The sequence below is a fragment of the Bacillus sp. FSL K6-2839 genome, from assembly GCF_038003365.1.
Lineage (GTDB): Bacteria > Bacillota > Bacilli > Bacillales > Bacillaceae > Bacillus.
This window is the reverse complement of record NZ_JBBOOZ010000002.1, coordinates 480224-494883: the sequence shown is the minus strand read 5'-3', so window position 1 is coordinate 494883 and position 14660 is coordinate 480224. Positions and strand designations below refer to the sequence as shown.

The 14660-nt window shown below is 41.6% G+C and carries 11 protein-coding genes; 7 read left to right on the top strand and 4 right to left on the bottom strand.

Annotated elements, in window-relative coordinates; translation table 11 throughout:
- Positions 1-46: 46 nt before the first annotated feature.
- On the bottom strand, positions 47-1312 hold the full coding sequence (locus tag MHH26_RS16630) for an extracellular solute-binding protein (protein WP_340974122.1): 1266 nt from the start codon (positions 1310-1312) through the stop codon (positions 47-49).
- Positions 1313-1484: 172 nt separating this feature from the next.
- On the bottom strand, positions 1485-2480 hold the full coding sequence (locus MHH26_RS16625) for a LacI family DNA-binding transcriptional regulator (RefSeq protein WP_095285593.1): 996 nt from the start codon (positions 2478-2480) through the stop codon (positions 1485-1487).
- Positions 2481-2651: 171 nt separating this feature from the next.
- On the opposite strand from MHH26_RS16625, the gene MHH26_RS16620 reads away from it, so the two are divergent.
- Positions 2652-3551, top strand: a complete 900-nt coding sequence (locus MHH26_RS16620; RefSeq protein WP_034660520.1) for a LysR family transcriptional regulator — start codon at positions 2652-2654, stop codon at positions 3549-3551.
- Positions 3552-3566: 15 nt separating this feature from the next.
- Here the strand turns inward: MHH26_RS16620 and MHH26_RS16615 are convergent, their stop codons facing one another.
- Entirely contained in the window at positions 3567-5243 is a 1677-nt protein-coding gene (locus MHH26_RS16615) for a hypothetical protein (protein ID WP_334750603.1), read from the bottom strand.
- Positions 5244-5784: 541 nt separating this feature from the next.
- On the opposite strand from MHH26_RS16615, the gene MHH26_RS16610 reads away from it, so the two are divergent.
- The 5 genes from MHH26_RS16610 to MHH26_RS16590 all read left to right on the top strand — a co-directional run bounded on the left by MHH26_RS16610 (position 5785) and on the right by MHH26_RS16590 (position 11417).
- Complete coding sequence (locus MHH26_RS16610) at positions 5785-6120, top strand: DUF3969 family protein (protein WP_334750602.1); 336 nt, start codon at positions 5785-5787, stop codon at positions 6118-6120.
- A gap of 160 nt (positions 6121-6280) precedes the next feature.
- A complete protein-coding gene (locus MHH26_RS16605; RefSeq protein WP_060597627.1) occupies positions 6281-7138 on the top strand; it encodes a MurR/RpiR family transcriptional regulator in 858 nt (285 codons plus the stop codon).
- Positions 7139-7323: 185 nt separating this feature from the next.
- Positions 7324-8868 carry a gluconokinase gene (gene gntK / locus MHH26_RS16600; RefSeq protein WP_034660516.1) on the top strand — a complete coding sequence of 515 codons (1545 nt, stop codon included), beginning with the start codon at positions 7324-7326 and terminating at the stop codon, positions 8866-8868.
- Between the two features lie 24 nt (positions 8869-8892).
- Positions 8893-10221, top strand: coding sequence for a GntP family permease (locus MHH26_RS16595; RefSeq protein WP_113767919.1), 1329 nt, complete (start codon positions 8893-8895; stop codon positions 10219-10221).
- An 89-nt stretch (positions 10222-10310) separates the two neighbouring features.
- On the top strand, positions 10311-11417 hold the full coding sequence (locus MHH26_RS16590; RefSeq protein WP_034660514.1) for a DNA alkylation repair protein: 1107 nt from the start codon (positions 10311-10313) through the stop codon (positions 11415-11417).
- 32 nt (positions 11418-11449) lie between these two features.
- Here the strand turns inward: MHH26_RS16590 and MHH26_RS16585 are convergent, their stop codons facing one another.
- Positions 11450-12787, bottom strand: a complete 1338-nt coding sequence (locus tag MHH26_RS16585) for an amino acid permease (RefSeq protein ID WP_034660513.1) — start codon at positions 12785-12787, stop codon at positions 11450-11452.
- A gap of 319 nt (positions 12788-13106) precedes the next feature.
- On the opposite strand from MHH26_RS16585, the gene MHH26_RS16580 reads away from it, so the two are divergent.
- On the top strand, positions 13107-14621 hold the full coding sequence (locus MHH26_RS16580) for a methyl-accepting chemotaxis protein (protein WP_340974117.1): 1515 nt from the start codon (positions 13107-13109) through the stop codon (positions 14619-14621).
- Positions 14622-14660: the final 39 nt, after the last annotated feature.

Genomic DNA, 14660 nt, shown 5'->3' with positions numbered 1-14660 from the left:
ATTAGATCAACTACGGGCAGCTTGATAGACTACCCGCATTTGATGGTTATTTGGAGTGATTTGCTTTAATTTGAGAGTCGATTTGATTGACCGCATCATCAAATGCCTTTTTCACATCTGTACGACCAGTTGCAATGAGACCTAATGCACTATCAATCGGCTTCCACACTTCTGCCATTTCAGGATTGTTCGGTGTCAGCGTGGCATATTTCGTTTGTTTTGAAACAGCATCCGCATTAGCGTTTTCCGTAATGATTGGATCTTTCATCAGTTTTTTCACTGGTGGAATTTCCTCTGTCAATTCAAAGCGCTTCTTCGAATTTTTTTCGTTCGTGATAAACTCAACAAATTTCTCAGCAAGTTCTTTATTTTTAGAATAAGAGGAGACGTTGTAGCTCTTTACACCTAAGAATGAGCTCATATGTTTTCCGTTAGGGAGTGTTAGCAGCTCGGCCACGCCATAGTCAATACCCGCCTCTTTATATGGACCAAATGACCATGGACCAGAAATGACAGCTGCCGCCTTTTTCTCTGTGAATAAGGAGTTGAGGACATTGATTCCTTGTTCACCAATGATGCCTTTCGGGAAAAGCCCTTCGCTAAAGAATTTTTGAATGTATTCTCCGCCTTGGATGGCGCCATCGTTGTTCAGACCAATGTCATTAACATCATAAGAGCCATCGCTTTTCTGCTTGAAAATATAGCCCCCAGATCCGCCTAAAACACTTTGCGCATAGTAAATTTCATCCCATTTCGCAACAAAGCCGTACTTTCCGTCTTTTGTCAGCTTTTTCGATAGATCATACCAGCCATCAAGTGTCGTTGGTGCCTTTTTGACAAGGTCTTTATTATAGAAAAGCACCGTCGTTTCAACGGATTTAGGAAGACCATACAGCTTGCCGTCTACCGTTTGTGATTGAATCGATTCGTCTGTGAAGGAGTTAATCACTTTTTGATCTGGTTTGATTTCCTGTAATAGCCCCTCAGTGACAGCTGATCCAATTTGATCGTGAGGCATCGTGATGACGTCTGGACCTGTCCCAGCTGCGCCATCTAGACGTAGAGCTTCAATTTGGTCGGCATAAGCTTTTTCGACCACTTTGATTTTCACATCATTTTGTTTTTCGAATTCTTTTACAGCGTCTTGAATCCCATCAGACTTTTTGACATCCTCCCACACTAGCAAGGTCTTTGTACCTGTAGATGCCGGCTGTGTACCGCTTGAATTGTCATCTCCCGGTCCGCAAGCTGAAAGCAGAAGCACAGCAGTACCAACGACTGCTGATAATGTCGCCCATTTTCCCTTTTTCATTGGTAATCCCCTCTCGTTCTATTTTCACAGATGATAAGAAAACGCTTTCTTAATGTGAGAATATCAACTTAAGTAAAAAATGTAAACATATTTCATTAAATTTATTAAGTAAAATTTTTTACTCATATAGAGAGAAAAGAAGCCCTCCACATTGGACGGGGCTTCTAGTTGTTTATATCGTACTTTTTCGAAAGACAGGTTCTGAGGCAATCAGCACAGTTTTAGGTAATGTTCTGCCGTCCACAAGTCTTTCTAACAGTAAATCGACAGCTGTTTCACAAAGTAAAGACGTGTGGATATGATACGTGGTGAGCGGTGGTGACACATATTGAGACACATGAATATCGTTGATACTAAAGACGCTCACGCGGTTCGGCAGAGAAAATCCGCGCTCGTTTAATGCTTGTAAGCAGCCGATGGCAAGAGGATCACTAGCGACACAAAAAGCGGTGGGCAGGTCATCACCAAGCTCATCAATCGCCTTCATCATCAGCGAATACCCTTCATCTACTGAGAAATGATGACCGACATAGACCAATCGCTCATCAAGGACATTGTGAGCCATCATATATTCACGGAAAGTCGTTTCGCGAATATCTGGAATATGCACATTCGTATTCAGGTCAAGGTCTGTGCCGCCAATGAATCCAATAGATGTGTGCTCTTTTTCAATAAAAGAATCGATGATCTTTTCAACAATTCGTTTCAGGTTTGGCTTTACAGAATCAAAACGGTCTTCATCCGGTGACGTATCAATAAAAACGATATGCTGGGTGATTGCATATAATTGATCAAGCTCTGACGTTTTAAATCGGCCGATGGCGATGATCCCTTCTGTAGAAGGATCAATGGAATGAAGCCCATCAGATGGATTGTAAGCGGTGACATTTAAACTCCGAGTATTGGTCAGTTCCTCAATGCCCAGTCGAATGGATTTAAAATAAATATCTTCAAGCTCTTCCTTTTCGGTCATCCAATAGAGAAAGGCGATTTTTTTTAATGAATGTTTGAATGTTTTCTTTTGATAGGACAAAGCTTCTGCGGCGGCGTATACTTTTTCGCGTGTTTGATCCGTGACAGATAGGTTGGGATCTTGGTTCAGTACGCGAGATACAGTCGCAATGGATAATCCAGCTTTTTCAGCAATGTCCTTTATTTTAGCTGCCAAATCAGCACCTCCTATAGAAAATATCTCCTCCTAGTATAGAGTCTTTAAAAAAGTTAGTAAATATTTTTATTAAATTGTTTTCAGTAAGCGCTTCTTTACGCACTGGGAAGGAATTAGTAAGATATATATATGAAAGGTTTTGGATTAAGATTTCTGATAGGAGAGGGACCGATGTATTACGATGCACTGAAGACATTTGTGACAGTTGTGGAAGAGAAAAACTTTACAAAAGCAGCCCAAAAGCTGCGGATTTCTCAGCCGAGTGTCAGTCTTCATATTAAGAACTTGGAGCAGGAATTCCAGACCGTTCTGCTGAATCGTTCGCCAAAGCAATTAACGGTTACACCAACTGGGGATATGCTGTACCATCGATCAAAACAAATTATTCGTTTATATGAACAGGCGAAGCAGGATATTTATGAGCATCATCATCTGGCAAGAGGGAAGCTGACAATCGGGGCGAGTTTCACCATTGGAGAGTACGTGCTGCCGCAAATATTGGCAGAGTTTCATCAGCTCTATCCGCATGTTGATATTGAGGTGGTCATTGATAACACAGAGGCGATCGCCAGACATGTCCGCTTATTCCATGTCGACATCGGTTTAATCGAAGGACAGACCAATGACAAAGAACTAACTGTCGAAACTTTTCTAGAAGACGAGCTCTATATTGTGGCGCCATTAGATCACCCCTTTGCTAAGAAAAAGGATGTCACGATTGATCAACTGCAGAACGAAACATGGATCACAAGAGAAGAGGGATCAGGTACCGGAGAATACTTACAGCACGTCCTGAAATCAAATGGACTGAAAGCACGGACCTTTGTGACATTTAGCAGCAATCAAGCGATTAAAGAAGCTGTGATCCACGGAATGGGGCTTTCCGTTTTATCTAAATATGTCCTCCAGCGAGGCAGCATTGGCGGTGAATTGGCTGTCATTTCTGTGAGAGGAATGGATTTCAAACGAAAATTCTCCTATGTCGAGTCACCCATGACAGGGGGAAATAAAAATAAAGAATTGCTCGTTGAATTGTTAAGGAAAGAGAGAAAAGACGCTTCTCCTCAGTAGGAGAAACGTCTTTTTTTATAATCCTTTGATTTTGATTTCATCAACTGGAAGGAAGATTTCACCTGTATCTGTGTATTTCATGGTGACCTGATCGCCTTCTTTTAAATAAATGACAAGAGGTTCTTTTTCAGATGACATGGTGTAGCTTTTCCCATCGTCTAGCAGGAAGGTGACGGTTGTATAATCACCGGTCTTTTCTTTATAGACTCGTTTGACTTTTCCTGTAGCTTCTTTCTTTTCCTGCTTAGATGAACTGTTGACGGTGCCGCCGCCTTTTTGAAGAGCTGTCTTATAGGCTCTCAATGCTTCGTTTGGTGTTGAAGCGTACGCAGCGATTTCAGGATTGGCTGCAGAAACGATAAAGTAGTTTTGCAGGAATCCATTTGAATCGAGAACCGGTGTGAGCCAGCTGGCTTCTCCATAGAAATTATAGAGAATGGGCATGCGCCCTTTCCATTTCTTCTCGATGAATCGTTTTTCAATAATTTGCAGAGCACCTTGAGAATCCATGTAGGACTCTTCAAGATTACCGGTATAGTAAGTCGCTTTTCCTGTCCGGGCATTTGTCAGGGCATACCCAAGCATCGAATCAACGCCCTCTTTCGGACTTGTGAAATCTGTGAAGTAATACATATCTCCTTTTGAATCAAACACTGGACTTACATTGGCTTCTGTTCCTTCATCTGAAGGTAGCTTCACATCTGATTTTCCAAACATACTGTTCCAGAACCCGTGAATATAGTTTCCGAAATAACTGTTTTGCAGACTGACCGCTTCTGGTGAAACAGCACCATCAATAAAAGCAGGTACTTGATCTAGAGCATATTTCTTCGTTGCACCTGTTTTGGCATCAACAACGACTACGCCGGAAGCTTTAAAGCCGTTTCGGGCAGAGATAAAATCTCCATACGTGCGAATGTAATAAGGCTTACCATCATCATTGATTTCCAGCTGGGTGTCGCCGTAGAAAATCAAATCAGGGTACTGAAGCCGGATATGCCGCTCAATTTCTTTGTTGAAATAAGAGGAAGGCGTATAAACCATCTCTGTTTTTACAAACTTTGGATTAGCAGATGAGTCGGTCGCACTTAATGTAAAGTAACCCGGCGTACTGCCCGAACGAATCCATTTAAAGAAGTCCGAGAATTCCACTGGGGCGATGTACACATACTCACCGTTGACCTTCTGGATTTGCAGGCTGCCAAGCTCATAGTAGCTTGTGTTCGGAACCTGTCCAAACGATTTCTTCATTTTGTTCCGAGCGAATTGAGGCGGTACACTTGCAGGTGTTTCCGTCTCATCAAACGCTTTGATTTCCACTTTTTGTTCCATTTTGGAGACATCAAATTTCTCATTCGCATTGAATAGAAAAGCTGTCGCCATATAAACCCCGAGCAGTAATAGAATAAGAAACAGCACGCCTTTGATCTTACGCTCCAATCCAACTGACAAAAAGGCGCCTGCTGCTGTCACAACAAGTCCAATCAACCATAGGGATGAAGGGTTACGATCTAAATTGGTGATGTAATAGAAAATAAAAATACCGACCATGAACAGCAAAGCAAGGCCTGCAATCCACACAAGCGGAACCTGCTGTTCTGTTCCTTTCTTTCTAACGAACAATCTGAGCGGTGTGAGCAAAAGGGTCAAAATCAGACCGATCACAACCGAAAATAACAAAATATATCCCACAAACAGATCTCCTTTCAAATCAATCACTCTTTTAGTATATACGAGTGAGACGGGGAAAAGATTCATAAGAATCATACAGATAAGGTTTATAAAAAAATGAGTTTAAAAGACACTTATATATCGGAAGTTTAGATGAAGTTTTCCTTGCGCTATATGATTAGATTATAGTGAATATTTTGTTATGTCATTCAAATATATCATTTTCCTTTTCTAATTATTTTTACTTTAATTGTATCGTTATTCTCACCGTCTGTAACATTCCATATTAATCGAGAGGCTTCTTCAAATGACAAAAGTGTACAAATTGGTTATAAAGGAGCCGATGCTGTATGGGGTCTTGTCATCCGCACTATTTTTGTAGACTAAAAAAGTTACAGTAAATAATAAAAAATTGTTATCGGAGTTAAAACAGATTGAAGGAGGGACTTGGAAAAAAGTATATAAAGATGGATATAAAGACGGAAAAAAGGTTTCTGTGCATTATTTTCAAAGTAAATCTGGTTTGGTGTATGATGTGAAAGGTTGGAGTGTGAAATGATTGATGAATAAAATTGAACTCAAATATTCTTCATATGAAGATTTAGATAGGATCATTGTTATAAATATTATTGGTGTAATAATATCGCTAAAAGAAGGATTAATCACTATAGAAGCGGAAAAGCTTATGTTCAGTTCGCGAACTATCGATATTTTAAAACAGAAAGGAATAAATGAAGAACTGATAAATATACTTCATTTGGGAACAGAACTTGAAGATGTAGAAAGTTTAATACCACATGAATTAAGTGATAGTTTAGAAGAAATAAGGGTAAAATGCTTAAAATTTCTAAAAAGAAATATAGAAAATGTAGTTGAAGATAATGTAATAGATTGCTGAGTTAAAGTGTGTAGTATAAAATTTGGAGGAAGCCAACTGATTTATTAATCAAAACGATGAATGCTTAGAAAAGAAGTCTGTGCAAACAGGCTTCTTTTTTATAAGATGGGAACATGAGGAAATGTATGCGTTCACATCAATAAGGGAGGAGTGAAGTCATTTGGCTTCTGTTAGTTTAAGTAGTATTGAAAAAATACGAGCAGCAAGCAGGGGATTGCCGCCAAAGCTGAAAGGAATTGCAGAACATATTACGAGTGAGCCCCGCGACATCATCCATTTGTCTATTGTAGAACTTGCGAAAAAGACAGCGAGCTCAGAGGCAACGATTTTTCGTCTTTGTAAAAGGCTTGGATTTGAGGGCTTTCAAGATTTGAAGATTGCTATTGCCCAGGAAATAGACCAAACAAAGCCTAATTATGTAGATGAAGAAATGAGTCTTGATGATGATACAGCGATTTTTATGCAAAAGGTTTTTCAGGCGAATATATCCGCTTTAAAGGATAGCTTTCAATTGTTGAATCCAGAGGATGTAGAAAAGGCCATACAAATCATACATGAAGCGAAACGCTTAGAGTTTTATGGGAGTGGTGGGTCTGGACTCATTGCAACAGACGCTTTTCATAAATTTATGAGGACAGGTATCAACTGTATTGTTCACACAGATTCTCACTTTCAAGCGATGTCTGCTGGTCTCCTTGACCAGCACAGTACAGTGATCGGTATATCTCATTCTGGACGTAATAAAGATTTACTCGATGCGATGAAAACAGCAAAGGGAAAAGGAGCCAAAACCATCGGCATTACAAGCTATCAGCGCTCTCCATTGAGTCAGCTTGCAGATGTCACGTTGTATACAGCGACGCAAGAAACGGCTTTTCGAACAGAAGCGATGTCTGCAAGACTTGCTCAGCTGACTGTCATTGACGTTCTATATTTTGCACTTGCTCACTTAAGGCAGCAGGAAACAATAACAAATTTAAAGCAAATGCGAGAAACCATATCACAAAAAAGGGTGTAATGATTCCAAAAATAAATTTTTCTGATGATGAAAAATGCTGCTATGGTAACGATTGTGAGCTTTTGGATGAAAATAATTTTCTTTTCGGTCGTTGAATGTCGAAAAAAATATTTTTATAATGGGATTTAACAGGTATATCAAAAACTACATATCTGATTTCAAATCAATGATTGGGCGTGATACAGATGAAGGGAAACCAGGCGGTAATTGGTTTGGATATTGGAACAACAAGTACAAAGGCGGTTCTGTTTGGACCACAGGGGAAAGTAATAACGAAGCATTCAGTACCTTATGATCTCATTCAGCCCCAGCCAGCATGGGTTGAGCAGGACCCTGAAAAGATATTAGAAGCCGTCATTGCGAGTGTAAGAGGTGCATTGACGACAGCAGCATTTGATGTAGCAAATCTCATTGGCATCGGGATTAGTACTGCGATGCATTCCTTAATTGTGATGGATGAGGATGGCAAGGCGTTAACGAACAGTATCATTTGGGCAGATAACAGAAGTGCAGAACAAGCGAAACGAATCTTATCAGATATGGATGGCTTCCACATTTATAAAAGGACAGGTACACCGATCCATCCAATGTCACCGCTTTCAAAAATACGTTGGATCAAGGAAATGACACCTGATCTCTTCAAGAAGGCAGCGAAATTTATTTCTATCAAAGAATATATTCTTTATCATTTCTTCGGTCAGTATGTCGTCGATTATTCAATCGCTTCAGCAACAGGTCTGTTCCATTTGGAAACGCTTCAATGGGATGAACAGGCGCTTCGTATTGCTGGAATTGAAGCCAGTCAACTGTCTGAACTTGTCCCAACGACGTATCAGCTGAGAGGACTTCAGCCTGAGATTGCACTGCGCATGGGCATTAAAGAAGATACACCATTTGTGATTGGTGCGAATGATGGCGTTCTAGCGAATTTAGGTGTTGGCGCGATTGGAAAAGGAGAGGTGGCTGTTACGATTGGGACAAGCGGTGCGGTCCGTACGGTTGTAGACAAACCAATCACAGATGAGCAATCAAGAACGTTCTGCTATGCGCTGACAGATAAACATTGGGTTGTGGGAGGACCGACCAATAATGGCGGAATCATGCTGAGATGGCTGAAGGATGAATTTGGATCTTCAGAGGTGGAGGTAGCAAAGCGCCTTGGTGTGGACCCTTACGATTTAATGATGGATATTGCGGAAAAGATTCCAGCAGGCTCAGAGGGACTGCTGTTTCTGCCATTTTTATCGGGTGAGCGTGCACCTTATTGGAATCCAAATGCGAGAGGCACCTTCTTTGGGATCGGTCTCCAGCATAAGCGGGAGCATTTTATTAGAGCTGTGTTAGAAGGCGTCATTATGAGTGTTTTCTCGATCGGTGTTGCTTTAAGAGATTTAACCGGTTCTGCAAAGGATGTCAGAGCTTCGGGCGGATTTGCACGATCTCCGCTGTGGCGGCAAATTTTAGCGGATACGATGGGCAGAGAAGTACTTGTTCCAGAAAGTTATGAAGCGTCAGCACTTGGGGCGGCTGTCCTCGCACTTCATAGTTTAGGTCATATGGAAGAGATAGAAGAGGTTCAAGAGTGGATTCGAATCTCTGCTCGTCATGAACCTAATATGAAGAACAATGAAACTTACATAGAGCTGTTTTATTTATATGAGCGTCTCTACGACAAACTGAAGGATGAATTTGATGTCATTAGTGCGCTGCAATTAAAACAAAATCGTTAAACATCAGGGAAAAGGTGGGAGAACATGCTTTTATTCATCGTGATTGCGGCGATTGTCCTTTTACTCATTCTCATTACAGTCGCTAAGCTGAATCCATTTGTGAGTTTAATTATTACTTCGATGCTAGTGGGCTTTGCTACTGGAATGGATTTGCAGGAAATCATTCAATCGATTAAAACGGGATTAGGCAATACGTTATCATTGCTGGCCATTGTTCTAGCGCTTGGTACAATGCTTGGGAAAATGATGGCTGAATCAGGGGGAGCAGAGCGGATAGCTCAAACTTTAATCGGCCGGTTTGGGACGAAAAATGTGCATTGGGCAATGATGTTTGTTGCCTTTATCGTGGGGATACCTGTCTTTTTCCAGGTCGGTTTCGTTCTTCTCATTCCTTTACTTTTTACAATTGCCATTGAAACAGGCATCTCACTCGTGACAATTGGGCTCTCGTTAATTGCTGGCTTGTCTGTCGTGCATGGACTAGTGCCGCCTCATCCAGCGGCAATGGCAGCCGTTGGCATCTATCATGCCAACGTGGGGAAAACCATTTTCTTTTCTATAATTGTCGGATTGCCGACAGCGATTATTGCTGGACCGCTGTATGGTAAGTGGATTGGAAAACGGATACATAAACCAGTTCCGGAGATGCTGAGGAAGCAATTCACTGAACGAAATGAAGATCGAAGGCTCCCCGGCTTTGCGAATACGATGTTTACCATATTGGTGCCGGTGATTCTGATGCTTCTTGCCACATTGGCGGACATTATCTTACCAGAGGACAATATGTGGTTCCAGGTATTCAAGTACATCGGGGATCCAATTACAGCACTGCTGATTGCAACGGTGTATTCTTTCTTCAGTCTTGGCTTTATGCAAGGAATGAGCCGTGACCGAGTGCTTTCATTTAGCAACGAGTGCTTAGGACCAATCGCTTCCATTTTGCTTGTCATTGGAGCAGGCGGGGCTTTCAATAATGTGCTCATTGATTCGGGCGTTGGTGATTATATTGCAGATGTAGCCAAACACTCGCCGATTTCACCGATTTTGCTAAGCTGGCTAATTGCTGCGGTGATTCGTGTAGCAACAGGATCTGCGACGGTCTCTATGATGACGGCAGCAGGTATTGTAGCCCCAATTGCTGCAACTATGCCGGATGTGAGCAGAGAGCTGCTTGTGTTAGCCACAGGAGCGGGTTCGTTAATTTTATCTCACGTCAATGACTCTGGTTTTTGGCTGATCAAGGAGTATTTTGGTATGACCATTAAAGAGACGTTTTTGACATGGACGGCTATGGAGACGATCATTTCCGTTAGTGCTATTGCATTTATTATGATCATTAATATGTTTATATAGCGAACAACAGCCTGGTTCTTTGGAATTGGGCTGTTTTTGCTTGTTGTGATACCACTTTCTTCAGATTGGGGTAAAATAATGATATTGAGATGTGGGAGGCGGACACGATCGAACCATTAAAACATGTGTACCATGAATTATTTATTCAAGAATTAGCGGAGAAACTTGTACAGGCTTCGACTGTATTTGATGCTGAGCAATTCCAGCGGCTCGTGCTTCAAGAGGATTGGCAGCAGCTTGAGTTAAAAGGACGGATGAGAAGAGTCACTGAATCGATGCATGCCTGTCTGCCTGAGGATTATAAGCAGGCAATTGAGGTACTGCGTCAGGCAGCCCCGCATTTTTCAGGGCTTAGTGCGCTCGTATTTCCAGACTATGTCGAGACATATGGCCTTGCACATTGGGATCTCTCGATCAAGGCGCTCGAATTCTTCACGCCTTTTTCCACTTCTGAATTTGCCGTTCGGCCATTTCTGATTCAAGATCAAGACAAAATGCTGGCGCAAATGCTCGTATGGTCTCAGGATCAAAATGAGCATATACGGAGGCTTGCTAGTGAAGGCTGCAGACCGCGTCTGCCATGGGGCTTATCTGTTCCTTCGCTTAAAAAAAATCCTTCGGTCACACTGCCGATTTTGGAAAATTTGAAGTCTGACTCGGCGCGGTATGTGCAAAAAAGTGTAGCGAACCATCTAAATGATATCTCAGCAATTCAGCCTGATCTGATGAAGCAGACAGTTCAAAACTGGTATGGAACTAACAAACATACGAACTGGATTGTCAAACATGCATCCCGTACTTTACTCAAAAAAGGAGATCCAGATATCATGGCTTTGTTTGGCTATGGAGACGATCCATCCGTTCAGGTAACGGATTTGAAGATAGTACAAGACCCTATTCGGATCGGTGAGAAAATGACTTTTCATTTTACACTTCAGGCCGATAAGCCGCTAAAGCTGCGTGTAGAGTATGCCATAGACTACGTCAAAGCTCGGGGGACCCGCAATCAGAAGGTATTTAAAATTACAGAGTTTGAAACAGGCTCAGCGTTACATAGAGAATTCGTCAGGTCACAGTCTTTTCAAAATATGACGACGAGAAAACATTATGAGGGAACCCATACTTTATCGATTATCATCAACGGTATCCCAAAAGCGTCGGTTGATTTTGAAGTGACAGAAGCCAGCAGCTCATGAAAAAAACCCGCCTCAATGGTGGGTTTTAGCGTTTAAGCCTTCTTTTTCATTAAGAATGAAGCAATGATGGCTGCGACTAAGAAACCGATGCTGATAATCGAGCTAGGCAAGTTTTCTGGTCTGAATAGAAACATCACAAAACTCACACTTAGTACAAGACCTGCAAATAAAGTCAAATACGGAAACAGCCACACCTTAAAATACGGCTCCTGTGGATATTTCGGGCGAAGTTTCAGATGTGCCATGCAAATGCTAATCCAAATGAGTGAAACAGCAAAACCAGGAATAGCCAGCATATAGCTGAAAATTTGCTCTGGATATAAGTAAGCAAAGAATGTTCCGATGAGAAGAAACAGAACGGTCACCCATAAACTCAAAATGGGTACGCCTCTTTTATTGACCTGTGCCAGCTTTTTCGGACCGCCATCTGATTTAGAAAGAGAATGCATCATTCTCGTCGTTCCATAAATGCCAGAATTGGCCGCAGATAAAACGGCTGTAATCAATACAAAATTAATGAAGTGAGAGGCGCCTTGCATACCGGCTGCTGAAAAGACTTGAACAAATGGGCTGTTATTTGGATCAATTTGATTCCAAGGAATGAGTCCGCAGATGATCAAAATCGGCAAAGTGTAAAATAAGATAATACGCCACATCATACTTTTAACAACACCAGGCAAGACCTTCTCGGCATCCTTTGTTTCTGTAATGGTCAGCCCGATCAATTCAGAGCCCCCGTAAGAGAAGATAACGACTAATAAAGATGCAAAGATCGCACCCCATCCGTTCGGGACGAAGTTTTGATAGTTGGTGAGTGCAGGTGTGCTTTGTTCGTTCGGAATGATCCCAAATAATAGGGCTGCACCAAGAATAATAAACACAATAATAACGAAAATCTTCATTCCAGCGAACCAAAACTCAATTTCACCAAAGTATTTTACATTATTTAAGTTAATTCCGATGACTAAGAGTGAGCAGAGTAAACATAGTGACCATAGCGGCACGTTCGGCATCCAGTATTGAAGCAAGCTGCCTGCCGCGATAATCTCAATGACACACACAGTGAGCCACATGAAACAGTAAACCCAGCCGACGACAAATGAAAAACGTTGACCAAGCGCAATCTGTATCAGGTCACGAAGGTTATTTCCCGGATAGACAATCGCCATTTCAGCTAAGGCTGCCATCACGATGAGCAATAATAATCCGGCAAATACATAGGAAAAGATGACCCCTGGACCTGCTAAACCGATTGTATCGGCACTTCCTTTAAAAATTCCTGTACCAATGACCCCGCCCAATGCAATCATGCGAATGTGACGCGGTGATAAAAGCTTTTTTAATTCTTGTTGTTCCTGATTCGCGCTCATGACGTTCTCCTTTTTTAAAAATGCTTATGTTCCATTTTCTTTTTTCGGGAAGTCAGTGTCAATATAAAAAAAGAGATTTTTTAGACAAAAAAGGCGGTTGTTTCTTTCAAACGAGCCGTTTTTTTCCATAAATCCTTTCCATCATCCATCACCAAAATATGAAACTTCGTGAAAAAATGAACATTTGCCTTCATTATGACATAAACAATTTTCAGTTTTTGTCGATATATCTTTTGTGATACTAAAGTCCTAATAAAGAATTGTTTATAACTGTAAAATATTTCAAAAATGTAGGAAGAAGTGAAAGGAGTTATGAAAGATGTTTATGAGAAAAGCGAATGATTCATCGTTGGGAACCCTTTTAAATGAAAGTAGTCAATTAGTAGAACGAATTGAGAAGGGAGACCTTTCAGCAAGAATAGATACTGCTGCATTCTCTTCAAGTCAAACGATTGAAGCAGTAGCCCAAATAAATGAAGCTTTGCAAAAGATGCAGGAAGTAAATGAAGATATTCAAATGCGGATGAATTTAGTGACAAAAGCCATTCAAGTTGGTTTATGGGATATGATCGTTGTCGCTGGAGATCCGGTCAATCCAAAAAATGAGTTCACATGGACGGATGATTTCCGCAAAATGATCGGCTTTCAAAATGAGCACGATTTTCCAAATGTATTAGACAGCTGGGCATCTCGAATCCATCCGGATGAACAAGAATATACCTTAAATGCATTCTCTTCGCATTTATTGGATCATTCGGGACGTACACCATATGATATCGAATATCGCTTGAAGTTGAAAAACGGAGATTATCGCTGGTTCAAAGCAACTGGCACGACCATTCGTGATCGAAATGGCGTCCCTCTTCGTGTAGCGGGAGCTCTTTTTGATATTCATGATCAGAAATTGAAAGAAGAAGAGCTGCAAGCATTCGTGACGAGATATGACTTGATCAACCGTGCGCTTGTGGAAGCTCCTTGGGACATGGTCGTAGAGGCCGGCGATCCAGTCAATCCGAATAACGAGTTCTGGTGGTCCCCGCAGTTCAGAAAAACGCTTGGTTTTACGGATGAAAAGGATTTCCCGAACGTGTTAAGCAGCTGGAGCGATCGCCTGCATCCTGAGGATCAAGAAAAGGCTCTCCAAGCTTTTGCAGATCATTTAAATGATCACTCTGGACGCACACCATTTGACATTGATTACAGATTGCAGAGCAAAAATGGCGAGTATCGCTGGTATCATGCTGGTGGTGAAACCATTCGTGATGAAAAAGGTGTTCCTCTTCGTGTGGCTGGAACCATTCGTGACATCACGTTAGAAAAAAACAAAGAGAAAACAGCGAATGAAATGGCTTCACAAGTAGAACAGCTTTCAAGTTCGATCAGCGAGATGGTATCAGGCATCAGCTCTGTGACAAACCAAGCGCAAGAGCTTGCTGTCGCACAAGAGCAGTCAACATCTGCTGCCAATCTAGCAAAAAATAGTGCAGATGAGACGAAAAATATTTCTGACTTGATCAAAGAAGTAGCGAACCAAACGAACCTGCTTGGTTTAAATGCTGCGATCGAGGCAGCGAGAGCTGGTGAGCAAGGAAGAGGATTCTCAGTCGTTGCAGATGAAGTGCGTAAGCTGGCGCTTCATAGTGCCAATGCAACGGAGAATATCGAATCTAGTTTAACGGAAATGAAAACGCAAATTGATGAAATTCTTGAAAATATTTCGAACATGACAGCTCTTACGCAAACACAGGCTGCTTTAACAGAGCAAGTAAATGCTTCAGTCGATGAAGTGAACCACATGTCTCAGCGCCTTGTGGCCTATTCAAAGAGTATTTAATCATCAAGAACCGCCCTCTCGCATAGAAGGCGGTTTTTT

Coding starts and splice junctions, on each gene's coding strand:
- MHH26_RS16590 (WP_034660514.1), top strand. CDS start 10,311: ATGTGGGAGGCGGACACGATCGAACCATTAAAACATGTGTACCATGAA.
- MHH26_RS16595 (WP_113767919.1), top strand. CDS start 8,893: ATGCTTTTATTCATCGTGATTGCGGCGATTGTCCTTTTACTCATTCTC.
- MHH26_RS16630 (WP_340974122.1), bottom strand. CDS start 1,312: ATGAAAAAGGGAAAATGGGCGACATTATCAGCAGTCGTTGGTACTGCT.
- MHH26_RS16610 (WP_334750602.1), top strand. CDS start 5,785: ATGAATAAAATTGAACTCAAATATTCTTCATATGAAGATTTAGATAGG.
- gntK (WP_034660516.1), top strand. CDS start 7,324: ATGAAGGGAAACCAGGCGGTAATTGGTTTGGATATTGGAACAACAAGT.
- MHH26_RS16580 (WP_340974117.1), top strand. CDS start 13,107: ATGTTTATGAGAAAAGCGAATGATTCATCGTTGGGAACCCTTTTAAAT.
- MHH26_RS16585 (WP_034660513.1), bottom strand. CDS start 12,787: ATGAGCGCGAATCAGGAACAACAAGAATTAAAAAAGCTTTTATCACCG.
- MHH26_RS16620 (WP_034660520.1), top strand. CDS start 2,652: ATGTATTACGATGCACTGAAGACATTTGTGACAGTTGTGGAAGAGAAA.